The sequence below is a fragment of the Castellaniella sp. genome (assembly GCF_047971665.1).
Lineage (GTDB): Bacteria > Pseudomonadota > Gammaproteobacteria > Burkholderiales > Burkholderiaceae_B > Castellaniella.
On the sequence record NZ_JBKEAA010000012.1, the window covers coordinates 40,964 to 65,910 of the forward strand.

A 24,947-nucleotide genomic window follows, 5' to 3' on the forward strand; every position below is an offset into this window, starting at 1 on the left:
TACAGCCATACACTAACCGATCTTCACACCCCTGCCAAGCCGCACAATGAGCGCTTCGACAGGAGGTCTTTGATGCCCGAAACCCTGGTCCGACGCCACTTGCCTCTTTGGCTGGCAGGCCTGCCGCTGGCCCTCGTTCCCTGGCCCGTCAACGGACAGGCGCCGGCCACCGCCGCGTTGACCTGCCCCGTCCCACAGGCCCAGCCCCCCTGCGGCGTGGGATCGACCCGGGGACCAGCGGGTGAGCCTGCGCTCGACTCGGGCATCGCCAATCCCGTACACCTGGCCACCGGCGAAAAATTCCTGCGGGAAACCGATGTGCCCGAACCCTTGTCGGGGGCCCATCCGTCCTTTATCCGCCTGTACCGCTCAGGCGCCACCGAGGACGGGCCGCTGGGCCGGGGCTGGACCAGTGAATACGACATCCGGCTGCAGGCAACGCCGGACGGCTGGCGGATGGACCTGCCCGACGGACGCTCCACGCGCTTCAACGCCCGGGGCCTGGGCGAGCGCCCTGCCGACGGCCACATCCTGCCGACGCGCCCCACGACCACCGCCGATCAAGCTGGCACAGCCCCGCTCACCGTCTGGCGGGGCGCCGATGGCAGCGGGCTGGTCTTCGACGCGCAAGGCCGGCTCCGGACGATCACCACGCCCGGCAAAAAACCCGATATCGCCATAGACCGCCACACAGGCGGCCCGCTGGACGGGCTGGCGAGGACGATCCGGCGCGGTGCCGCCGCGCTGCGGCTCGATTACGACACGTCGGGCCCGCACCCCCGGCTGCGGAGGCTGAACACCCCGCTGGGGACTTTTCACTACGAAAGCGGAATCCATCCGGACCCGGCCTTTCTGCGTTTGACCGCCGTGCGACGACCCGACCACATGCGCCGGCGCTATCACTACGAAGCGCAACGGCAAGCCGGCCACCCTGCGGCCATCACCGGCATCACGCTGGAATCGGCCAAGGGCCGGCGCTGGCGCGCCCGCACCTGGACCTACGACGCGCAGGGCCGCGTCGTTCAGGCCATTCCGGGAGCCCCCGACGCCCTTGCGGGCCGCCTGGACCTGAGCTATCCGGACGGCAAGCCGGGCACGGGTCCGACCCGGGTGAGATCCGCACACGGCCTGGCCCAGGTGGATCACACCGTGCGCGGCGGCCGGATCGTGCAGCACGCATTCCGCTCATCGGCCTGCCCCGGCTGCCCTGCAACCACCCGCAGCATCGGCTACGACACCCGGGGCCGGCTGAGCGCGATCGGCGCCCTGCGCATCCATCGCGCGCCGGATGGCCGGATCCGGACACTGACGCAGAGGCGGGGCGGCTGGCCCGGCCTGCGCCTGGACTACAGCGCCGATGGCCGGCTGACGCGCTGGTCCAGCCGAATCACGGGAGAAACCCGGTTGGCGCACGATGCCCGAAGCCGGCTGGCCGGCTGGCGCCAGGCCAATGGCGGACGCCTGGACATCACCCGCGACACCATCGGCCGCCCGGTGCGCCTGCTGCACACGGCGCCGGACCGTCCACCACTGGAAATCGGCCTGCACTGGCGGGGAGGCCTGCCCACCCGGCTGACGCATCCCGCCGAAACCGAATACCTCACACACGACGCACAAGGACGCGTGACCGTCCGCGCTGTCCGCCGACCGCATCCGCGTGGCACACTCAGCTACCAGGAACAGTTCACGTACGACCCGCAGGGACGGCTGATACGCCACGCGCTGCCCGAAGGCGGCTCGCTGCACTACACCTGGTCCGGCACACGGCTGAGCCGGCTGGACTGGGAGGCGGCCGACGGAACCCGGCGCACGGTCATCGACTCGATCCCCGGACAGGCCGGCTACCGCTACGGCAACGGGCTGTGGCTGCGCACCGCCGCAGGCGCAGATGGCCGGGCCGATACCCTGGTCCTGTCCGACGGGCCGCGTATCCTGTGGGGCGAACGGCGGCGGCACGATGCGCGCGGGCGGCTGGTGGGCCGGACCCGCTTTCTGGCCCCCGATCCGAACCTCCCGGACGAAGGGATGCCACCCCCGGACAAGAGAATGCCGCCCCTGAATGGCACGGCATCCCCGGACGATGCGCCGCTCCATCAACCGCCGCCCATCCGCTGGCGGCATCAGGCCCTGGCGCATGACGACCAGAACCGGCTGATCGGCGTCCGGGACAACTCGACCCGGACCTGGCTGGCCTGGAACGAGGCCGGCCGCCTGATCGCCCGCCAGGATCTGTACGCGCCGACGACAGCAACGCAGGCCGCGAAGGGCACGGCCACCGCCGCACCGCCGGCCATCCTGCGCGATACCGCCGGCTGGCCTCTTGCCGTCGGCAACCGCGCACTGCGCTACCAGGCCCAGGGTCGGCTGGCCGAAGTCCTGCAAGACGGCCAGCCTCCGGTCCGCTATGTCCACAACGCCCGCGGCCAGCAGATCCGCCGCATCCGGCAAGGACAGGAAACCGAACGCTACTATCTGAACAACCGCCTGGCGGCCCTCTGGCGGCGGCCCGCACAAGGCTCGCCAGCCTTCGGTGTCACCCAGCGCTATCTGTACGCTCAGGAGGCCCCCGTCGGTCTGTTGCAGACCGACCCCGACGGCCGCGTCCGCCTGTATTTCCTGCACGCCGATCTGCTGGGCGCCCCCGTGCTGGCGACCGATGCGGCGCGCACGGTGCGCTGGGCCGCCGACTACGACGCGCTGGGCCGCGCGACCCGCCTGCGCGGGGATCTGACCGTGCCGCTGCGCCGCCCGGGACGGGACGAGGACCCCGCGACAGGCTGGCACGACAACGTCTTTCGCACCTTTCTGCCCAATCGCGGCCAGTATCTGGAACCCGACCCATTGGGCCCCCTGCCCGGCCAGCAGGCCCTGGGCTATGCCGCCCAGCAGCCTTTGCGTCACACCGATCCCCTGGGCCTGATCCTGCTGGCCTTCGACGGCACCCGCTACGGCCAGCGCAATCAGGGCAATGTCTGGAAGCTCGCCCAGGCTTACGAGGACGGCCCGGCCTACTACCACCGGGGGCCCGGCAACAGCTATTACCTCGACTGGGATGCGATCGTGGCCTCCAGCAGCCGCCAGATCCTGAGCAACCAGTGGCAATCCCTGCTGAACGCCCTGGACAGGGCACAAGGCGCGGCGAACCCCGTGCCCATCGACATCCTGGGGTTCTCGCGCGGCGCAGCCCTGGCCCGCGATTTTGCCAACCGCATCGCGCGGCACACCCGGGATGGCTGGTTTTCCTACGATGACCCGCTGCGCGGGTCCATTGGCCTGTGCGTCGACCTGCGCTTCCTGGGCCTGTTCGACACCGTGGCCCAGTTCGGGTTGCTGGGCGCGGCCAACGCCGGCTTCGACCTGAGCATCTCCGGCGCCTGGAACTGGGTCGCGCACGCCGTCGCGCTGCATGAACTGCGCACCCTGTTTCCTCTGGTGTCGGCAGCGGGCGACACAGGCAACACCGTCGAAGCGCCCTTCATCGGCGCCCACGCCGACATCGGCGGCGGCCTGTTGCTCGACGACCAGCTGCGCCCCATCCTCAACGGCGATCTCTCGGACGTAGCGCTGAACTGGATGCGCTGGCAGGCACGGGCGGCGCTGGTTCCCCTGGCCGAACTCGAACCGGGAGACCGGATCATCACGAACCCGCTGATCCACGACGAACGCCCCGCCGCCCTGCGGGATCTGCTGCCGGACGACCGGGCGCTGCAAAACGCCGCCGCGCAGACGATCGGTCCCCAGGGCGAAGATCCGCGCCTGGGCGACGCGCCACGGCGCATCGTCGAAGCTTTCATCCGTCGCGCCGACAGCGCGCGAGACGATTCGGGGACGGTCGTCGGCACCGTGGACATGGCAGCCTACGGCGCCTGGCTGGAAATCACGCGGGGACTGCCCGGGATGGATGCCTCGGCACGGCAGCCTTGAAATCGGGCTATCATTTCAAGATATCCACAGATACGGACACCATGCTACCCGAGCAACACTCCCGGATCATCGCTATCCTGCGCTCTGTCCTGGGCACCCTGATTCCCGACTCGTCCCTGGACGTCACCCTTGAACGCCCCAAGATCGCCGCCCATGGCGACGTGGCCAGCAATATTGCCATGCAGGCCGCCCGCGCGGCCCGGCGCAACCCCCGCGAACTTGCCCAGGCCCTCGCGGCCGGCGTGATGGCCCATCCGGATGCCGCCGGCCTGATCGCCTCGGCCGAGGTCGCCGGACCGGGCTTCATCAATTTCCGCCTGTCGGCTGCCGCCCACCAGGCCGTCCTGGACACCATCCAGACCCAGGGCGAGCGCTACGGCCACCAGCCCGCGCATGACGAGCGCGTGCTGGTGGAATTCGTCTCCGCCAACCCGACCGGCCCGTTGCATGTCGGCCACGCCCGCCAGGCGGCGCTGGGCGATTCGATCTGCCGCCTGTTCGCCACTCAGGGCGCCCAGGTTTCCCGCGAGTTCTACTACAACGACGCAGGCAACCAGATCCACAATCTGGCGATCAGCGTCCAGGCGCGGGCGCGCGGCATCGAGCCCGACGACCCGGCCTTTCCCGCCGACGGCTACCGCGGCGAATACATCCAGGACATCGCGCGCGACTACCTCGCCCGCGCCACGGTCCAGGCCAGTGACGGCGCCCCCATCCAGGCCGCCGGCGACCTGGACGACCTGGAGGCCATCCGGCGCTTTGCCGTGGCCTATCTGCGCCGTGAGCAGGACCTGGACCTGCAGACGTTCGACCTGCACTTCGACAACTACTATCTCGAAAGCTCGCTCTATACCAGCGGCCGCGTCGATCGCACCGTCCAGGCCCTGATCGATGCGGGCCACACCTACGAGCAGGGCGGCGCCCTGTGGCTGCGCACGACCGAACTGGGCACTGGCGACGACAAAGACCGCGTCATGCGCAAGTCCGAGGGCGGCTACACCTATTTCGTTCCGGACGTGGCCTACCACGTCGCCAAATGGGAACGCGGCTTTCATCATGCCATCAACATCCAGGGCACCGATCACCATGGCACCATCGCCCGGGTGCGCGCCGGCCTGCAGGGCCTGGATCTGGGCATCCCCGTCGACTACCCGGCCTACGTGCTGCACAAGATGGTGCGCGTCATGCGCGACGGCGACGAGGTCAAGATCTCCAAACGCGCCGGCAGCTACGTCACGCTGCGCGACCTGATCGACTGGGTCGGCCGCGATGCAGTGCGTTTTTTCCTGGCCCAGCGCCGCGCCGACTCCGAATTCGTCTTCGACATCGACCTGGCCCTGTCGCGCAGCGAGGAAAACCCGGTCTACTACATCCAGTATGCGCACGCCCGCATCCACTCGCTGCTGCGCCAGCACGATGCCAGCAACCAGGGCGCGACGGCAGATCCCTCCCTGCTGACCGCCCCGACCGAAATCGCCCTGTTGCAGCGCCTGGCTGAATACCCCGGCGTTCTGACGCAGGCCGCGCGCGAACTCGCGCCGCACCAACTGGCCTTCTGGCTGCGCGACTGCGCGGCCGATTTCCATGCCTGGTACAACGCCGAACGCATCCTGGTGGACGATCCCGCCCTGGGTGCCGCACGCCTGCGCCTGGCCCGAGCCACCGCCCAGGTGATCGCCAACGGTCTGGGCCTTCTGGGAGTCAGCGCCCCCGAGCGCATGTAACGCCATGGCCACACGAAAAAAATCCTCCTCACGGTCCGGCGGCGCCTGGTTCGGCCTGGTCCTGGGCATGGTGCTGGGGGTCGCGGCCGCCGTCGCGGTGGCCCTGTTCGTCACCAAGGCCCCCATGCCCTTCAAGGACAAGGCCAGCCGCAATGCCCCGACCACCCTGCTGCCCGACGTACAGAACGCGCCGGACCCGAACATCGCCCTGTACGGCCAGGACGGGCCGGCCGGCACACGCTCGACCGCGCAAGGCGGCAGCAGCATCAATCCGCCCGCGCCCGCGCCGGAACCCGGCGCCGCGCCTCACCCCCCCCTGTCCGACACCATCGGCCAGCTCATCGCCGGGCTGGACAAACCCCGGGACAACAAACCGGCGCCGGCACCAGTCAAGCCTCCGTCCGCGCCGCAGACCAGCCAGCCGGTTCAGCCGCCGCCGGCACCACCGCCCGCCGCCCGCCCGGCGCCCGGCACACAGACCACCTATTATCTGCAGACCGGCGCCTTCCGCTCCGGGAAAGAGGCCCAGGCCATGCTGGCCCGGGTCGTACTGCTGGGGCTGCCGGTCCATATCGAGACCGGCGAATCCAATGGCGCCCCCATCAACCGCGTGCGGGTCGGCCCCTTCAAGGGCATCGACGAAATGAACCGCGCCCGATCCCGCCTGGGCGACGACAAGATCGAATCGGCCGTCGTGCGCCCATGAACCGACTCTCAAAGGAGATCCCATGAAGATCGCTCTGTTTTCACGCCTGCTGTCGGGCCTGGTCCTGGGGCTGGCCGCGCTGGCCACGACGCCCGCCCAGGCGGCGCCCTTCGACACGCTGGACCCGGTCCAGCCCTCGGATTCCCCCGGCAAGATCGAAGTCCTGGAATTCTTTTTCTACACCTGCCCGCATTGCGACGCGATCGAGCCTCTCGTCGAGAAATGGCGCAAGACCCTGCCTGACGGGGTCGTCTTCAAGAGCGTGCCGGTTGCCTTCAACGCCAGCATGCGCGACATGCAAAAGCTGTACTACGCGCTGGAAGCCATGGGCCGCCTGGATCTGCAGCCCCAGGTCTTCAAGGCCATCCATGAACAAGGCAAGGACCTGACCAAGGCCAAGGAAATCATCGACTGGGCCGCTTCGCAGGGTCTGGACCGCCAGGCCTTCACCGACGCATTCAATTCTTTCGGTGTGCAGACCAAGGCCACCCGCGCCGATGAGCTGGTCAAGTCCTACAAGATTCAGGGAACCCCGACGTTCGCCATCGGCGGCCGCTACCTGACCTCGCCCTCGAACACCGGGTCCTACCAGGGCGCCGTCGATGAGACGGACCGGCTGGTCAAGGAACTGCTGGCGGGAAAGCAATAACCGCGAGACGCGCTCCGCAGGCTGCCCTGCCAGCGGCCTGTGCACATGCCGGGCCGACGCCCCCCGAATCCATCGGACACATACGAGCGGGGCCGCCCGGCGCCTCACAAAACGGGATCAGCCCGCCGCCACGGCGAACGCCTGCGCCAGATCCGCGATCAGGTCGGCTGGGTCTTCCAGGCCGATGTGCAGGCGCAGCACCGTGCCCGTGCGCATGCGTTCGTCGGCCACCGACGCCCAGTAGCCGTGCGAGGCCAGGGCACCGGGCTCGACCTGCGTGACCAGGCTTTCGTAGCCGCCCCAGGAATACCCGATCCCGAACAGCCGCAGGCCGTCGATCAGGCGGCGCACCTGGGCGCCGTCGAAGTCCACGGCCACGGACAGCAGGCCGTTGGACCCCGTCGCGTCGCGCCGCCACAGCGCGTGACCCGCATCGTCCGGCCAGGCGGGGAAGAAGATCCGCGACACCTGGGGCTGGGCATCCAGCCAGCGACAGACTTCCAGGGCGTGTTCCGCGCAGGCGCGCAGGCGCACGCCCAGGGTGCGCGCCCCGCGCAGCGCCAGCCAGGCGTCGTCGGCGCTGACGGTGTTGCCCAGGGCGTAATGCGTTTCGTGCAGCCGACCGATCAGCGCCGGATCGCTGGCCACGGCCGCGCCCAGCATCAGGTCGGAATGCCCGCCCAGATACTTGGTGGCCGCGGTCACCGCCACGTCGCCCCCCAGCACCAGGGGTCGATAGATGTAGCCCGCGCCCCAGGTGTTATCCGCCACCACGGTCAGGCCATGATCGTGCGCCCAGCGCGACAGCGCGGGCAGATCGAGCATTTCCATCAGCAGCGACCCCGGGGACTCGAGGTACAGCACACGGGTTTCAGGCCGCAAGGCGGCCTGCAGACTGGCCAGATCGCCATGCACGAAATCCATGGCCACCCCCATGCGCGACAGAATGGCCTTGTACAGATAGCGGACCGGACCATACACGCTGTCCACGACCAGCGCATGATCCCCCTGGCCGAGCAGGGCCATCAGCGTCATGCTGATGGCCGCCATGCCCGACGGCGCGAGGAACGCCCGCTCACCGCCTTCGAGGCGGCACAGCAGAGTTTCCAGGGCCTCGTGGGTCTGCAAACCGACCCGTCCGTAGGTCGGCACCCGCTCGCCCCGCTGTTTGGCCGCCTGAGCACGATCCAGCACATCCATGGACGCGAAACGCACCGTGCTGGTCCGGTAGGAGGGCAGCGCCACCGGCCCCGCCCCGGTGGCAGGATCCAGCGGGGCTTGGCCAATGTGCTGCAGCAGCGTGTCGGGACGGTCGGAATCGTGTGTGGTCATGGAGAAAGGGCGGGGCTAGATTTTCTGGAAACGGTACACCTCGTCTTCACCGAAGATGCGCCGCAGGGAACCCTGGAAGTATAGGGCGTGCAGGTGCGCGATGGATTCGCCCATGGCGAAGGACAGCTGGTGCAGGTCGAGCTTGCGGTGGAACAGAACGGGCAGCAGGTCATGGGCGCTGCGCGGCTGCTCACAGGCCGCCAGGACCTCGCCCAGCCGCTCGGCATGATGCATGCGCTGCTGGGCGACGCGCCGGTGCAGGCCCCGGAAAGGCCGGCCATGGGAAGGCAGCACCAGGGAGGCCTCGGGCAGATCGTCGTAGGTCGCCAGCGAATTCAGGTACAGGCGCAGGGGATCGGCCTCGGGCTCCTGATCGAACACGCTGACGTTGGTGGAAATCCGCGGCAACACCATGTCGCCCGAGATCAGTACCTCCAGGTCCTCGCACCACAGCGAGACATGCTCGGGGGCATGCCCGTAGCCGACGATGACCCGCCAGCTGCGGCCTCCGATCTCCATCGCCTGACCATGCATCAGGCGATGGAACCGGGGCGGCACGGCCGGCACCAGGCCGGTGTAATAATCGTGACGGGCGCGGATCATGTCCTGCGCCTGCGGATCGATCAGGCCGTGGCGGGCGAAATGCCGCACCGCCGCGTCGCCGCCCGGGCCGCTGCCCTCGATCGAGGAATCCGCCACGGCGGAGCCGGACCACAACCGGGCCAGGGCATAGTCCGTCATGGACATCCACAAGGGGGCTTGCCAGCGCGCGCACAGCCAGTGCGCCAGACCGACATGATCCGGGTGCATGTGCGTCACCAGGACGCGCAGCACCGGCAGGCCGTCGAGCGCCTGCGCGAATACGGTCTCCCAGCAATCGCGGACCTCGGCCCGGTCGATGCCGCAATCGACCACCGTCCAGCCCTCGCGCCCATCGACGCGATCACGCAGCAGCCACAGGTTGATGTGATCCAGGGCAAAGGGCAAGGGCATGCGGATCCAGCGCACATCAGTCGCCACATCCCGCGCATGGCCGGTTTCGGGCAGGACATCGCCCCAGGGATACTCCAGTTCGTTTTCCAGCGGGTTCATGCCATGGCTCCATGAAGATCGGGGTTTTCTCTCATCATTATGTCAGAATTTCCACTTTACGTTGACGTAAACGTAATGCATAATATCCCTGATTCCACACACACGGTATCGAGTCCTTTCAGCCCATGAGCCAAGCCACCTGGACCATCTCCGAGCTTGCCCGCGAATTCGGGGTCACCCCGCGCACGATCCGGTTCTACGAGGATCAGGGCATTGTCAGCCCGGCGCGCGAAGGCCGCAATCGCGTCTATGCCCCGCGGGACCGCACGCGGCTCAAGCTCGCCTTGCGCGGGCGGCGTCTGGGATTGCAGCTGTCCGAAATCGTCACCCTGATCAACATGTACGACCGCGGCGGCGCCAACAGCAATGTGCAGTTGCGCCAGTATGTCGACGTTCTGGCCAGCCATCGCGAAAAGCTCGAACAGCAACGCCGCGACCTGGACGAAACCCTCAAAGAAATCCGCCAGCAACAATCCAATTGCGAAGCGCTGCTGCTGGCCCGCCAATCCTAGGAGACCTCCCCATGAATCTGCCCGGCCTGAATTTCGACCTCGGATCCGACCTCGACATGCTGCGCGAGGCCGTCCGCGACTTTGCTCAAGCCGAGATCGCTCCCCGCGCTGCGGCGGCCGACCGCGACGACCAGTTCCCCATGGATCTGTGGCGCAAATTCGGCGACCTGGGGCTGCTGGGCGTCACGGTCGACGAGACCTACGGCGGCGCCAACCTGGGCTACCTGGCGCACATGATCGCCATGGAGGAAATCTCCCGCGCCAGCGCATCGATCGCACTGTCCTACGGGGCGCACTCCAACCTGTGCGTCAATCAGATCCATCGCAACGGCACCGAGGCGCAAAAAGCCAAATACCTGCCCGGCCTGGTCTCCGGCGAACAGGTCGGTGCCCTGGCCATGAGCGAGCCCGGCGCAGGTTCCGACGTCGTCAGCATGCGACTGCGAGCCGAAAAGCGTGGCGACCGCTACGTGCTTAATGGCACCAAGATGTGGATCACCAACGGACCGGACGCCGACACTCTGGTGGTCTATGCCAAGACCAATCCGGAGGCCCATCAGCGCGGCATCACCGCCTTCATCGTCGAAAAGACCTTCCCCGGCTTTTCTGTGGCGCAAAAACTCGACAAACTGGGCATGCGCGGCTCGCACACCGGCGAGCTGGTGTTCCAGGACTGCGAGGTCCCGGCCGAGAACGTGCTGGGCGAAGTCGATGGCGGCGTCAAGGTCCTCATGAGCGGCCTGGACTACGAACGCGCCGTGCTGGCCGCCGGGCCCCTGGGCATCATGCAGGCCGTCATGGACGTGGTGGTGCCCTATGTGCATGACCGCAAGCAGTTCGGCCAGGCCATCGGTGAATTTCAACTGATCCAGGGCAAGCTGGCCGATCTCTACACCACCTTGCAAGCCTGCCGCGCCTACTGCTACACGGTCGGCAAGAACCTGGACAGCCTGGGCGCGGGCCATGCGCGTCAGGTGCGCAAGGATTGCGCCGGCGTCATCCTGTACTGCGCCGAAAAGGCCACCTGGATGGCCGGCGAAGGCATTCAGATCCTGGGCGGCAATGGCTACATCAACGAATACCCCACCGGCCGCCTGTGGCGCGATGCCAAACTCTACGAGATCGGCGCCGGCACCAGCGAGATCCGCCGCATGCTGATCGGCCGCGAGTTGTTCAGCGAGACGATCTGACCTGTCCGAACCGACCGAGGAACCGCGCAGCCATGGACGACACCGGCGATCATCGCCACATCCAGCCCGTCGCGCCCCGGGGCCAGTCCCCGGAGGCCGTGGCGCACATGATCCTGACCGGATTCAACCGCCACTATTCGCTGTTCCGCTACAGCGCGCAGCGGGCCAAGGCGCTGTTCGAATCAAGCGACTGGCACGGCATCCAGCAGCTCTCGCGCGAGCGCATCGAATACTACGACACCCGAGTCCGCGAATGCGCGGCCTCCCTGGGTCAGGCGCTGCGCGGCACCACCCCTGCGCGCACGGCACCGGACACGGCGCTGACCGACGAGCAGATCGAATTCTGGCAAGCCGCCAAGACCAGCTATATCTCGCTGCTGGCCGGCCACCGTCAGCCCGAATGCGCCGAGACCTTCTTCAACTCGGTGTCCTGCCGCATCCTGCACCGCAACTACTTCAACAATGATTTCCTGTTCGTGCGCCCGGCCGTGGCGACCGACTACATTGACGTCGAGCAGCCGTCCTACCGGGCCTATTACCCGCTGACCGACGGCCTGCTGCCCTGCCTGACCCGCATGGCGGCCGACTTCGGCCTGGCGTCTCCCTATCTGGACCTGCCGGCCGATGTGCGGCGCATGGCCCGCATGGGCCTGCGCCACCTGCGGCGCACCCTGCCGCGCGGCCAGGGCAAGCGGCTGGCCCCCGATTGCCAGATCCAGGTGCTCAACACCCTGTTCTACCGCAACAAGGGCGCCTATGTCGTCGGCCGCCTGATCAACCAGACCGCCATCCATCCATTCGCCGTCGCGCTGCTGCACACGCCATCGGGCCACATCCAGTTCGATGCCCTGCTGCATACCAGCGACGACCTGAGCACGCTGTTCAGCTTCACGCGCGCCTATTTCCTGGTCGACATGGAGGCCTCGGCGGCCTATGTCGATTTTCTGTCGTCGCTGTTTCCGCGCAAGCCCAAGGCCGAGATCTACACCACCATCGGCCTGCAAAAACAGGGCAAGACCCTGTTCTACCGCGACTTCCTGCACCATCTGTCGCACTCGCGGGACGCGTTCGACTACGCGCCGGGCATCCAGGGCATGGTGATGACGGTGTTCACCCTGCCGTCCTATCCATATGTGTTCAAGCTCATCCGCGACCGCATCGCCAAGGACGGCATGGACGAGGACACGGTGCGGCGCAAATACCAGATGGTCAAAAAGCACGACCGGGTCGGCCGCATGGCCGACACCTGGGAATACTCCCAGGTCGCCCTGCCGCGCAATCGTTTCTCGCCGCGCCTGCTCGAAGGCCTGCGCCGCGAGGTGCCCAGCCTGCTCGAGGAAACCGACGACCTGGTGGTGCTGCGCCACGTCTACATCGAACGCCGCATGACGCCGCTGAACATTTTCCTGGCCGGCGCCTCCGACGCAGCCCTGGAAACCGCCGTGCAGCAATACGGCCAGGCCATCCGCGAGCTGGCCGCCGCCAACATCTTCCCCGGCGACATGCTCTACAAGAACTTCGGCGTCACCCGTCTGGGCCGGGTGGTTTTCTATGATTACGACGAAATCCAGCGCATGACAGAGATGCAGTTTCGCCGCATCCCTCCCGCGCCCAACGAGGAGGCCGAGATGTCGGGAGAACCCTGGTATCCGGTGGGCGCCAACGATGTCTTCCCGGAGGAATTCGAACGATTCCTATTGGGGGATTCCCGAGTGCGCGCCGCCTTCCTCAAACACCATGCGGCGCTTTTGGATGCACAATGGTGGCAGGACTGCCGTGCGCGCGCCGCCCAGGGTCGCATCGAGGATATTTTCCCCTACGACCAAGCGCGCAGACTGCAGCCGCCGGACGGCCACTGACGGTCCGCCCGGACCGAACCAAGGGACCCCCTGAAAAAGGAGCAACACCATGTCTGAGTCCATCGTCATCGTATCCGCCGCCCGCACCCCCATGGGGGGCATGATGGGCAGTCTTTCCGGCCTGGCCGCGCACGAGCTGGGCGCCATCGTGATCCGGGCTGCTGTCGAGCGCGCGGGCATCGCCGGCGACGCCGTCCAGGAAGTCATCATGGGCAACGTACTGCAGGCCGGCCAAGGCCAGGCACCCGCCCGCCAGGCGGCGCTGGGCGCCGGCCTGCCCAAAGGCGTCGCCTGCAGCACCCTGCACAAGGTCTGCGGCTCCGGCCTGAAGGCTGTGATGCTGGCCCACGACATCGTCAAGGCCGGCTCCGCCGACGTGGTGGTGGCCGGCGGTCAGGAAAGCATGAGCAATGCTCCCTACCTGCTGCTCAAGGGCCGCCAGGGCTATCGCTACGGTCATTCCACGGTCTATGACCATATGGCTATGGACGGTCTCGAAGACGCCTACCAGCGGGGCACCGCCATGGGCGTGTTCGCCGAGGACTGCGCCTCGAAATACAGCTTCACGCGCGAACAGCAGGACGCCTTCTCCCTGGAATCGCTGCGCCGCGCCCGCCAGGCCTCCGAGGACGGCAGCTTCAAGTGGGAAATCGCGCCGGTCACGGTCAAGGGCCGCAAGGGTGACACCGTGATCGACACCGACGAGGCGCCCCTCAAGGCGATGCCGGACAAAATCCCGACCCTCAAGCCCGCCTTCAAGAAAGACGGCACGGTCACGGCGGCCAACGCCTCCTCGATTTCCGATGGCGCCTCGGCCCTGGTGGTGATGAACGAGTCCAAGGCCAAGGCGCTCGGCGCCAAGCCCCTGGCGCGCATCGTGGCCCACAGCCAGTTCTCGCACGAACCGCAGTGGTTCACCACCGCACCGGTCGGCGCGATCCAGAAACTGCTGGACAAGGCCGGCTGGAAGGCGGACGACGTCGATCTGTACGAAATCAACGAGGCCTTCGCCGTGGTGACCATGGCCGCCATGGCCGACCTCAAGCTGCCGCACGACCGCGTCAACATCCACGGCGGCGCCACGGCCCTGGGCCATCCCATCGGGGCCTCCGGCGCCCGCCTGCTGACCACGCTGATCGGCGCCCTGCGCAAGACCGGCGGCAAGCGCGGCATCGCCTCGCTGTGCATCGGCGGCGGCGAGGCCGTGGCCCTGGCCATCGAAATGATGTAACTCCTTTGCAGCCCCACGGGCCGACCGTTGCACGGCCGGCCCGTTCTTTCAGGAACCAACATGCCGGTCATCGAGTCCCGCATCAACCCACGATCCCAGGAATTCCAGGACAACGCCCGTGTCATGCGGACGCTGGTCGACGATCTGCGCGAGCGCATCGCCAACACGGCGCAAGGCGGCGGCGAAACCGCCCGCGCCCGTCATCTGGCACGCGGCAAGCTGTTGCCGCGCGAACGGGTCGAACGGCTGCTCGACCCCGGCACACCGTTCCTGGAACTGTCACCGCTAGCGGCCCACGATGTCTACGACAATGACTCGCCCGGCGCCGGCCTGATCACCGGCATCGGCCGGGTGGGCGGCACCGAATGCGTGATCGTCTGCAACGACGCCACGGTCAAGGGCGGCACCTACTATCCGCTGACAGTCAAGAAACACCTGCGCGCCCAGGAAATCGCCCAGCAGAATCACCTGCCCTGCATCTATCTGGTCGATTCAGGCGGCGCCAACTTGCCCAACCAGGACGAGGTCTTCCCCGACCGCGACCACTTCGGGCGCATCTTCTACAACCAGGCCGTGATGTCATCCATGGGCATCGCCCAACTGGCCGTGGTGATGGGCTCCTGCACCGCTGGGGGCGCCTACGTGCCCGCCATGAGCGACGAATCCATCATCGTGCGCAACCAGGGCACGATCTTCCTGGGCGGCCCGCCCCTGGTCAAGGCGGCTACCGGCGAGGAAGTCTCGGCGGAAGACCTGGGTGGTGGCGATGTGCATACCCGCCTGTCGGGCGTGGCCGACCATCTGGCCGAGAACGACACCCACGCGCTGCGCCTGGTGCGCGACGCGGTGGCCCGGCTCAACCGCCCTGCACGCCCCGAGCCAGGCGCCTGGACCGAGCCGCTGTACAACCCCGCCGAACTGGACGGCATCATCCCCCAGGACACCCGCAAGCCCTACGATGTGCGCGAGGTCATTGCCCGGATTGTGGACGGCTCCGATTTCGAGGAATTCAAGGCGCGCTTCGGCACGACCCTGGTCACGGGTTTTGCCCGGATCTACGGCATGCCGGTCGGCATCATCGCCAACAACGGCATCCTGTTCTCCGAAGCCGCCCAGAAGGGCACGCACTTCATCGAGCTGTGCTGCCAGCGCAACATCCCCCTGGTGTTCCTGCAGAACATCAGCGGCTTCATGGTGGGCCGCAAATACGAAAACGAAGGTATCGCCCGTCATGGCGCCAAGATGGTCACCGCCGTATCAACGGCCTCGGTCCCGAAATTCACTGTGCTGATCGGCGGCTCCTTCGGCGCCGGCAACTACGGCATGTGCGGTCGCGCCTTCAGCCCGCGCCTGCTGTTCCTGTGGCCCAACGCGCGCATCTCGGTCATGGGCGGCGAGCAGGCCGCCAGCGTCCTGGCCACCGTGCGGCGCGACAACATCGAGCGCAAGGGCGGCACCTGGTCCGCCGACGAAGAGGACGCCTTCAAGGCGCCCATCCGCGCCCAGTACGAGCGCGAAGGCCACCCCTACTATTCCACCGCGCGCCTGTGGGACGACGGTATCATTGCCCCCTCCGACACTCGCCGCGTGCTGGGCCTGGGCCTGGCCGCCGCCCGCCACGCACCCACCGAGCCGACCCGCTTCGGCATCTTCAGAATGTAAGGAGTTCCCCCGTGTTCGATACCCTTCTGATCGCCAACCGGGGCGAGATCGCCTGCCGCATCGCCGCCACGGCCCGCCGCATGGGCATCCGCACCGTGGCCGTCTATTCCGACGCCGACGCCGACGCCCGCCATGTCCAGGCCTGCGACCGGGCCGTGCGCATCGGCGGCCCCGAGCCCGCTGCCAGCTACCTGCGGGGCGACGTCATCCTGGAGGCCGCCCTGCGCACAGGTGCCCGGGCCATCCATCCGGGCTACGGCTTCCTGTCGGAAAACGCCGATTTCGCCCGCGCCTGCGCTGACGCGGGCCTGGTCTTCGTCGGCCCGCCGGTCGACGCCATCGCGGCCATGGGCAGCAAATCGGCGGCCAAGACCCTGATGTCCGGCGCCGCCGTGCCGCTGGTGCCGGGCTATCACGGCGAGCGCCAGGAGGCCGATTTTCTCCAGGAGCAGGCCCGCGCCATCGGCTACCCAGTGCTCATCAAGGCCAGCGCGGGCGGCGGCGGCAAAGGCATGCGCATCGTCCACGCCGATAGCGAGTTCCCGGCGGCGCTGGCTTCCTGCCAGCGCGAGGCGGCCAGCAGCTTCGGCAACGCTCAGGTCCTGGTCGAGCGCTACCTGACCAAACCGCGCCACATCGAAATCCAGGTCTTCGCCGACACGCACGGCCAGTGTGTGCATCTGTTCGAGCGCGACTGCTCGGTGCAGCGGCGTCACCAGAAAGTCATCGAAGAAGCCCCCGCGCCCGGCATGACGCCCGACCGCCGCGAGGCCATGGGTCAGGCGGCCGTGGCGGCCGCCCAGGCTGTCGGCTATGTCGGCGCCGGCACGGTGGAATTCATCGCCGAGCCCGATGGCCGTTTCTACTTCATGGAAATGAACACCCGGCTACAGGTCGAGCACCCCGTGACCGAGGCCATCACCGGCCAGGATCTGGTGGAATGGCAACTGCGCGTGGCGGCAGGCCAGCCACTGCCGCTGCGCCAGGATCAGTTGCGCATCCAGGGTCACGCGCTGGAGGCCCGCATCTACGCAGAGAACCCGGACAAGGACTTTCTGCCCAGCATCGGCCGTCTGGACGCCCTGCAATGGCCGCCGCACGTCGTGTTCCAGACCGGTCCCGTGCGCGTGGACGGCGGCGTGCGCGAGGGCGACACCATCTCCCCCCACTACGACCCGATGATCGCCAAGCTGATCGTCCATGGTCAGGACCGCGAGCAGGCCCGGCAGCGGATGCTGCGCGCGCTGGGCGCGGTGCGCGCCACCGGCGTGCAGACCAATATCGCGTTCCTGGGCCGCCTGATGGACGATCCAGCCTTTGCTGCTGCGGATCTGGACACTGGACTGATCGAGCGCGAGCATGATCGTCTGTTCCCCGCGCCTCAGGCGTGCGGGGACACGACGCTGGCGCTGGCCGCCGCCGCCCTGCTGCACCACGATGGCCTCTCCGGCCCCGACGCCACGCCTGACCGTGACCCCTGGCGTCAGGCGGACAACTGGCGCATCGGCGGCCGCTACGAAAACACCCTGACCCTGCTGGACGCCCAGGGCCAACGCACCGTGCAGGTCCGTCGCGACGGCTGCGTCTGGACCCTGGCCGTGGACGAACAGCCCGCGCAGTCCTTTGACTGGCAGGCCGAGGGCCGCCACCCGGCCCACATCCGCGTGCGCCTGGGCGACGCGGAAACACGCGGCGACATCCACCGGGACGGCCCGCGCCTGGATGTCTTCGCCGAGGGCCGGCGGCAGACGCTGGAGTGGCGCAACCCGCTCGCCCTGGCGGCCGCCGCCGCCGACGACACGGCAGGCGGACTCACCGCCCCCATGCCGGGCAAGATCCTGTCGGTCGCCGTCGCGGCGGGAGACGCTGTGACGCGCGGCACGCCCCTGATCGTCATGGAAGCCATGAAAATGGAACACACCATCGATGCGCCGCACGACGGCACCGTCAAAGAGGTCTTCTATGTCGTCGGCGACCAGGTGACCGAAGGCGTCGTCCTGATCGACCTGGAGGCTGCGGGAGGCGATTGAGCACAGGGGAATCCGGTACACTGTGGATGCTAACCGTTCCCTGAACGCCATGTACGACATTCTGGTTTACCTGTTCGAAAACTACTACACGCCCCAGGCCTGCCCGCGCGCCGAGGTCCTGGCGAGCAAGCTGGCCGCCGCCGGCTTCGAACACGAGGACATCGACGATGCGCTGAACTGGCTGCGCGACCTGGCCAGCACCACGGAACACTGTCTGCCGCTGGCCGTCATGCGCGATGTCCGGCACGATGCCGCGCGCATCTATTCCGACGAGGAATACGCGGCCCTGGGCACCGAGGCGATCGGCTTCATCAGCTTCCTGGAGAACTCCGGCAGCCTGACCCCGGTCCTGCGCGAGATCCTGATCGAGGCGGCCCAGGTCGTGGATCACGCGCCCCTGTCCCTGGCCGAAATCAAGGTCCTGGCGCTGATGGTCCTCTGGAGCCAGGAGGCCGAAGTCGATCATCTGGTATTCGAGGAACTGCTGACCGACGACGAGAACCGGCTGTCTCACTAGGGCCTGTTCATCCTCAAAGGAGATCGCGTTGAGCCTGAGCGCTGGTGTGAACAGGTCCTAGCCGCATGCCCGCCCCGCTTCCGGCCATCCCCGGCCATGCTCCCTACGTGGGCCGTTTCGCGCCCAGCCCCAGCGGCCCGTTACACGCGGGATCCCTGGTCGCGGCCCTGGCCAGCTATCTGGATGCCCGGGCGCATCGGGGCCGCTGGCTGCTGCGCATCGAGGACATCGACGAGCCCCGCACCGTGACCGGCGCCGACCGCATCATCCTCCAGCAACTGGAGACACTGGGCCTGCATTGGGACGGCGAGACCGTCAGGCAAACGCAACGCCACCCCCTGTACACGCAAGCGTTCGCCCGCCTGCGGGCTGCCGGGCGCGTCTACGGCTGCGCCTGCATGCGGCGTGAACTGCCGTCCGGCCCGTATCCCGGCACCTGCCGGCCAGGCGCCCGCATCCGGCCGGATGCGCAACGCCCGACCCGCAGCTGGCGCTTCCTGGCCGAACCCGGCGTGGAGACCTTCACGGACCGTTGGCGGGGTCCGCAATCCCAGGATGTGGCCGCCGAAGTCGGCGACTTCATCATCCGCCGGGCCGACGGCCTGTGGGCCTATCAGCTCGTGGTGGTGGTGGACGATGGCGCCCAGGGTGTCACCGACGTGGTGCGCGGCGCCGATCTGCTCGACTCCACGGCGCGCCAGCGGCAGCTGGCGCGCGCCCTGGACCTGCCCATGCCGCGCGTCCTGCATGTCCCGCTGATCCTGAACGCGACCGGCCACAAGCTGTCCAAGCAGAACCACGCCCCTGCGCTGGACGTATCCCGGCCTCTGGCCTGCCTGCAGGCGGCCTGGAAAGCCCTGGGGTTCGAGCCGCTACCCGTCGCGACCCCGCACGCCTTCTGGCCCGAGGCCATCACCTGCTGGGCGCGGCGTTTTGGTCCCGGTCCCGGCCCGAAGGATCGCGCCTGACGCAGCCCACGCCCACAGGGGCCTGTTCATCCTTAGAGCGGCGACTGCTGCTCGTCGAGCAGGCCGGACAACAGGGCCGTGCCATCTTTCGCCACTCGCAGCCTCCCATACCGGGCCTTTGCATAGCGGTCCCCCTGGCCCTCGGGAAAGAACCAGTTGCGGGCCCCCCAATCCAGCCGCCCATCCCGCCAGCGCACGGCCAACGCAACGTGATCGTCCGACAGGGCCGGGGGCTTCTCGACCGAGACGCCCGCCAGTTGCCCGACGCCTTGCGCATCGGGTCGCAGCAGCAGCCAGCCGTGCCCCGCGGCTTTCAGCTCGAATTGCAGTGGCAGTCCCGCCTCACTGTTCAGCCAGACATCCACCTGACGACGCACGGCATAATCCAGATCCATGTAGTCCCCCTGCATCAGGGAGCGGGGATCCACCGGCGCCAGGGCCAGCAGGACCGGCTGGCCCTGGGACAGGATGGTTTGATAGTGATGCACCCGGGCCTGGACCACGCCCAGCGTCAGCACGCCCCCCGCCAGCAGCCAGACAGGCAGCGCCCAATGACGACGAACGACGGGTCGGACCGATCCGGTCGACCACCGCCACCGCACCCAGAGCCACAGCGCCAGCATGAACAGCCAGATCGCCGTCAGCCCCAGTGTCGTCGCCTTGCCGATCAAGGTGCCTGACTGAATATCGAAGTAATACAGCACCAGCCCCCCCAGCCCCAGCAGAACCGAAAGCCCCTGCGCCGGCCGGTGATGCGCCCAGCGTCCCAGGACCAGACCGGTCAGGGCCACGGAACACACTGGCGAGAACATCCACCCCGGACCCGCCACGCAACAAGCCGCCGGCACGCCCAGGCGCAGCCTGACCGGCAGGGCTGGCCGGATCGTGGACATCCAGCCCCCCAGCAACAATCCCGGCAGCAACGCGCTGACCAAGAGCGCGGCAAGGATCGGCCATGTCCTGGACAAGATGAATTCCTGCGCCAGCAAGGACAGGAGAATGGCCCGAAAGGCCGCCACCGACAGGGCAGCCCAGGCCAGGGGCCGCCAGCGCGCCCAGCGCGCCGGCGTCATGGACCGGACCCAGGCAGCCGCGCCCACCAGCAATAACAAGATCTGGCTCAGGCCTCCCGCCCGAAAAACCTCCGGGCTATCGCCGAAAGCGAACAGAAAATCCTCGGGAACCAGCAGCCAGTACCCCATTGACAGGGTCACGCCGGCCACCGCCAGACGCACGATGAACTGACGCGCCCCCGCATAGGCCACGGCCCCCGACGTCAGCAGGATCAACAAGGGAATCTCCCACCCGGTCGCATCCGCCATCAACCAAAGCCCGATCACGCCCGCCAGCAGCACACCCAGGATGGCCAGCACTGCGCCCACCTCCCGCCAGAACGCCGGACCCGCCGTCCGGCCAAGCCACAGGCCGGACACCATCAGGATCAGACCGGCGACCAGGGCATCGAAAAAAGAATCCAGCTCGAAACTGACCACCACCCAGCCGCCCAACAGGAGCAGGCCAGGCACCAGGAAGCCGATCCGCAACGCCGTCACATACCAGGGTGTACGGGTTGCATCGATACGACCCGCCGCCGGCACAAGTTCCGCATCCTCCCGCTCCGCCAGGGCCGGATGCGCCGGCGCAGGCAACGACATCGCCGACCGCAGGCGCAGCAGGCGCCGTGCCGCCCAGAACCCCAGCAGCAGAATCAGCAGCGCCTGAATCAGGAGCATGATCTCCGGCTGCTCCCACACATCGAACCACGGAATCACCATGAATTCCGCCATCAGGATTCCCGCCAACAGCGCCATGGCCACCACCACCGGATCGCGGCGCCAGCGCGTATAAACGCCATAAACGACCAGGATCGGAGCCCAGCGAGGGAGGAACACCAGCGACAATGCCTGCAGGTTCAAATCGTCCGAGGTAAGCCACCCGACGCTCACCAACACGCCCCACACCGCCCAGAACAGCGTTGCCCCCGCCAGCACCCGCCGGACCAGCCGCCAGGGATCCCGCAACATCGGCAGCAGGCACTCCGCCAGCACCAGCAGCAGTCCATTCAGCCCCAGCGACAAGATCTCCACGGGGATCGATGGCAGCGGCGCCGACCAGTCGAACGGCAGAGAATCGATGAACAGGCGCAGCGCCAGATTCAGCAACACCACCCACAACAGCGCCAGGAACGCGGACCGGATCGCCACCAGCCAAGGCAGCATCAGGACGGCCCAGGTCAGAAACAGCTCCCAGGTATCGGCGCCGGTTTGATATATTTGGCCCATGAGAGCCAGCAGCGCGCCCGTCGCCAGGGCGGCCAGACCGGCCAATGGCCCCGCCCAGCGACTGCCGCGTCGAGCCAGGACGGCCACCAGGACGACGAGCAGCGCCAATGTCCCCTGGACACCCGTCAGACGGGCGTCCGGCGTCATCCGGGGCCAGTTCGCCGCCACCCAAAACACCAGGGCGGCGCCGGCCAGAACGACCGCCAGCGAACCAAGGCCCGTGACCAGATGCCTGCGCCACGAATCGGCCTCATGGGCTGGCGATGCGAGACTGACGACTTGCATGGCGTGAAGCCCCCTCGTATGATCCGCGCTAATGCGGCCCGAAAGACGGCCGCCACTGGACCCACATGACTAAAACTCTGATTATTGCTGAAAAACCCTCGGTTGCCCTGGATATCTCACGGGCGCTGGGGGGATTTACCCGGGAAGGCGACTACTTCGAAAGCGAGCAGTACGTGCTGTCCTCCAGTGTCGGCCACCTGCTCAGTCTGGTTGCCCCCAATGACCCGGTACGCGGCAAATGGAGTTTCACCCACCTGCCGGTCATCCCCCCCCAGTTCGAGCTGGGACCGACCGACAAGCGCTCCGCAGAACGGCTGAAGCTGCTGGTCAGGCTGCTCAAGCGCAAGGACGTCGGCGGCGTCATCAACGCCTGCGACGCGGGCCGTGAAGGCGAACTGATCTTTCGCTACATCATCCAGTATTCCGGGGTCAAAAAACCCATCCAGCGGCTGTGGCTGCGTTCCATGACCCAGGCATCCATCCGCGAGGCCTTCGCCAACCTGCGCGACGACGTCACCATGAAACCCCTCGAAGCCGCGGCCCGGTCCCGCGCCGAGGCCGACTGGCTGGTCGGCATCAATGGCACCCGCGCCATGACCGCTTTCAACAGCAAGGACGGCGGTTTCTTCAAGACCCCCGTCGGCCGCGTCCAGACGCCCACGCTGGCGATCGTGATGGAGCGCGAGGACCGCATCCGCCGCTTCGTGTCGCGCGACTACTGGGAAGTCCACGCCACTTTCGTTGCCGCCACCGGCCTGTACGAAGGCCGCTGGTTCGACCCCGACTTCAAAAAGAACGATCAGGACGCCGACGCCCGCGACTCGCGCCTGTGGTCGGCGACCACCGCGCAGACCATCGTCGCCGCCTGCCGCGCACAACCGGGCAGCGTGTCCGAGGAATCCAAGCCCAGCACGCAACTGTCTCCGGCCCTGTTCGACCTGACCACCCTGCAGCGCGAGGCCAACTCACGCTTTGGCTTCTCCGCCAAGACCACGCTCGCCCTGGCACAGGCACTGTACGAACGCCACAAGGCCCTGACCTACCCGCGAACCGACTCGCGCTACCTGCCCCAGGACTATGTCGGCACCGTACAGCAGACCATGCGCACCCTGGCCGACAGCGAATCGGGTGTCGCCCGCTCGGTACGGCCCTACGCTGCCCAGGTCGTCAAGCAGGACTGGGTCAAACCCAACCGGCGCATCTTCGACGACAAAAAGATCTCCGATCACTTTGCCATCATCCCGACCCTGCAGGTGCCGCGCGAGCTCAGCGATGCCGAATTCAAGATCTACGAACTGGTGACACGCCGGTTCCTGGCAGTGTTCTTTCCGGCGGCCGAGTTCCGCGTCACGACCCGCATCACCCAGGTCTCGGGCCATCACTTCAAGACCGAGGGCAAGGTCCTGGTCTCCCCCGGCTGGCTGGCCATCTATGGCCGCGAATCCCAGGGCGAGGACGGCTCCCTGGTCCCCGTGGCCGACGGCGAGCGCGTGCGCACCGAGGACATCGAGGCGCGCGGCCTGGCGACCAAGCCGCCCGCCCGGTTCAACGAGGCCACGCTGCTGTCGGCCATGGAGGGCGCCGGCAAACTGGTGGATGACGAGGCCCTGCGCGAGGCCATGTCCGAACGCGGCCTGGGCACCCCGGCCACGCGCGCAGCCATCATCGAAGGCCTGCTCAACGAAAGCTACCTGCGCCGCGAAGGCCGCGACCTGATCCCCAGCGCCAAGGCCCGCCAGCTGATGACCCTGCTGGCCGGCCTGGGCGTCAGCGAACTGACCTCGCCGGAGCTGACCGGCGAATGGGAGCACAAGCTCAAGCTGATGGAACAGCGTCAACTGGATCGCGAGTCCTTCATGCGCGAGATCGCCCAGATGACTCAGGTCGTCGTCAAGCGCGCCAAGGAATACGAACGCGACACCGTGCCCGGCGACTACGCCACCCTCCAGACTCCTTGCCCGAAATGCGGCGGCGTGGTCAAGGAAAACTACCGCCGCTACGCCTGCACGGCCTGTGACTTCTCCATCGGCAAGCACCCTGGCGGACGCACCTTCGAGATCGCCGAGGTCGAGGAACTGCTGGACAAGCGCACGCTGGGCCCGCTGACCGGCTTCATCAGCAAGATGGGCAGGCCCTTTGCCGCCGTGCTGCGCATCACCGACGAATACAAGCTGGAATTCGACTTCGGCCAACGCGAGGACGAGGATGCCGAACCCGTGGATTTCTCCGGCCATACGCCGCTGGGCGCCTGCCCCAAATGCGGCGGCCACGTCTTCGAGCACGGCATGAACTATGTCTGCGAACGTGCTGTGGGGTCGGAAAAGACCTGCACCTTCCGCAGCGGCAAGGTCATCCTGCAACAGGAAATCCCCGCCGCGCAGATGAGCAAGCTGCTGGACACCGGCAAGACCGACCTGCTCGACGGCTTCGTATCCAGCCGCACCAACCGCAAGTTCAAAGCCTTCCTGGTGCGTCAGGCCGACGGCAAGGTCGGTTTCGAATTCGAACCGCGACCGGCCAAGGCGGGGGCCAAGACAGCCGCCAAGTCCGCGACAAAGACAGCCGCCAAGAAATCCGTCCGCAAGACCGCCGCCAAAAAGACGGCAGCCAAAAAAGTCCCCGCCCGGACCGGGTCTCACGAGGACGACGGTCCGGCCTTCTGACCTCCGCGCCGGCCGCTCAGCTGCTGGCGCGGATTTTCAGCTCGAACCCAGGCCGACCACGACCCGGCTTTCCGAGGCATACGCCCGGATGCCCACCAGCCACGACATGACGCGCTGATCCCTCTGGTTTCCGCTTGACGGGCACCTTGCCGGCCAGCGCCAAGCAGCTGCTTGATGAACCGGTGACCGGCCCGATGACGCCCGAGGCGGTCCAAGACACGTTCATGATGCTCTAAAGAAAGCGATGGTACCCGCGAGGTCCTGGGGCTATGGATCGAGAATACCGAAGGCGCGAAGCTCTGGATGGCCAGACGCTGCAAG

The 24,947-nt window shown here is 67.4% G+C and carries 16 protein-coding genes; 13 read left to right on the plus strand and 3 right to left on the minus strand.

Going from position 1 to position 24,947, the window contains the following annotated elements:
* Positions 1–72 precede the first annotated feature (72 nt).
* From ACK5JE_RS03410 to ACK5JE_RS03425, 4 genes are read left to right on the plus strand one after another with little or no spacing between them, the layout of a single operon-like run.
* Positions 73–3,924, plus strand: a complete 3,852-nt coding sequence (locus tag ACK5JE_RS03410; protein ID WP_416800316.1) for a DUF6531 domain-containing protein — start codon at positions 73–75, stop codon at positions 3,922–3,924.
* 41 nt (positions 3,925–3,965) lie between these two features.
* Positions 3,966–5,648, plus strand: coding sequence for an arginine--tRNA ligase (argS, locus tag ACK5JE_RS03415; RefSeq protein ID WP_416800317.1), 1,683 nt, complete (start codon positions 3,966–3,968; stop codon positions 5,646–5,648).
* 4 nt (positions 5,649–5,652) lie between these two features.
* Positions 5,653–6,354, plus strand: coding sequence for an SPOR domain-containing protein (locus tag ACK5JE_RS03420; protein ID WP_416800318.1), 702 nt, complete (start codon positions 5,653–5,655; stop codon positions 6,352–6,354).
* Between the two features lie 22 nt (positions 6,355–6,376).
* Positions 6,377–7,003, plus strand: a complete 627-nt coding sequence (locus tag ACK5JE_RS03425) for a thiol:disulfide interchange protein DsbA/DsbL (RefSeq protein WP_416800319.1) — start codon at positions 6,377–6,379, stop codon at positions 7,001–7,003.
* A gap of 117 nt (positions 7,004–7,120) precedes the next feature.
* Here ACK5JE_RS03425 and ACK5JE_RS03430 read toward each other — a convergent pair whose 3' ends face one another.
* Positions 7,121–8,335, minus strand: a complete 1,215-nt coding sequence (locus ACK5JE_RS03430) for a trans-sulfuration enzyme family protein (protein ID WP_416800320.1) — start codon at positions 8,333–8,335, stop codon at positions 7,121–7,123.
* Between the two features lie 15 nt (positions 8,336–8,350).
* Positions 8,351–9,427, minus strand: a complete 1,077-nt coding sequence (locus ACK5JE_RS03435; protein WP_416800321.1) for an MBL fold metallo-hydrolase — start codon at positions 9,425–9,427, stop codon at positions 8,351–8,353.
* A gap of 125 nt (positions 9,428–9,552) precedes the next feature.
* Here ACK5JE_RS03435 and ACK5JE_RS03440 point away from each other — a divergent pair, with 125 nt between their 5' ends.
* From ACK5JE_RS03440 to gluQRS, 8 genes are all read left to right on the plus strand, one after another.
* The gene (locus tag ACK5JE_RS03440) at positions 9,553–9,939 is read left to right on the plus strand and encodes a MerR family transcriptional regulator (protein ID WP_416800322.1); all 387 of its coding nucleotides are present in this window, start codon (positions 9,553–9,555) and stop codon (positions 9,937–9,939) included.
* A gap of 11 nt (positions 9,940–9,950) precedes the next feature.
* Positions 9,951–11,129, plus strand: coding sequence for an isovaleryl-CoA dehydrogenase (locus ACK5JE_RS03445; RefSeq protein WP_416800323.1), 1,179 nt, complete (start codon positions 9,951–9,953; stop codon positions 11,127–11,129).
* 32 nt (positions 11,130–11,161) lie between these two features.
* A complete protein-coding gene (gene aceK / locus ACK5JE_RS03450; protein ID WP_416800324.1) occupies positions 11,162–12,988 on the plus strand; it encodes a bifunctional isocitrate dehydrogenase kinase/phosphatase in 1,827 nt (608 codons plus the stop codon).
* A gap of 49 nt (positions 12,989–13,037) precedes the next feature.
* A complete protein-coding gene (locus ACK5JE_RS03455; protein WP_416800325.1) occupies positions 13,038–14,219 on the plus strand; it encodes an acetyl-CoA C-acyltransferase in 1,182 nt (393 codons plus the stop codon).
* Positions 14,220–14,279: 60 nt separating this feature from the next.
* Positions 14,280–15,881 carry a carboxyl transferase domain-containing protein gene (locus tag ACK5JE_RS03460; protein ID WP_416800326.1) on the plus strand — a complete coding sequence of 534 codons (1,602 nt, stop codon included), beginning with the start codon at positions 14,280–14,282 and terminating at the stop codon, positions 15,879–15,881.
* An 11-nt stretch (positions 15,882–15,892) separates the two neighbouring features.
* Complete coding sequence (locus tag ACK5JE_RS03465) at positions 15,893–17,911, plus strand: acetyl/propionyl/methylcrotonyl-CoA carboxylase subunit alpha (RefSeq protein ID WP_416800327.1); 2,019 nt, start codon at positions 15,893–15,895, stop codon at positions 17,909–17,911.
* Positions 17,912–17,960: 49 nt separating this feature from the next.
* Positions 17,961–18,428, plus strand: coding sequence for a DUF494 family protein (locus tag ACK5JE_RS03470; RefSeq protein ID WP_416800434.1), 468 nt, complete (start codon positions 17,961–17,963; stop codon positions 18,426–18,428).
* Between the two features lie 65 nt (positions 18,429–18,493).
* Positions 18,494–19,396 carry a tRNA glutamyl-Q(34) synthetase GluQRS gene (gene gluQRS / locus ACK5JE_RS03475; protein WP_416800328.1) on the plus strand — a complete coding sequence of 301 codons (903 nt, stop codon included), beginning with the start codon at positions 18,494–18,496 and terminating at the stop codon, positions 19,394–19,396.
* A gap of 32 nt (positions 19,397–19,428) precedes the next feature.
* Here gluQRS and ACK5JE_RS03480 read toward each other — a convergent pair whose 3' ends face one another.
* The gene (locus ACK5JE_RS03480) at positions 19,429–21,963 is read right to left on the minus strand and encodes a GDYXXLXY domain-containing protein (protein WP_416800329.1); all 2,535 of its coding nucleotides are present in this window, start codon (positions 21,961–21,963) and stop codon (positions 19,429–19,431) included.
* Between the two features lie 65 nt (positions 21,964–22,028).
* Between ACK5JE_RS03480 and ACK5JE_RS03485 the strand changes: the two genes are divergently transcribed.
* On the plus strand, positions 22,029–24,626 hold the full coding sequence (locus tag ACK5JE_RS03485; RefSeq protein ID WP_416800330.1) for a DNA topoisomerase III: 2,598 nt from the start codon (positions 22,029–22,031) through the stop codon (positions 24,624–24,626).
* Positions 24,627–24,947 lie beyond the last annotated feature (321 nt).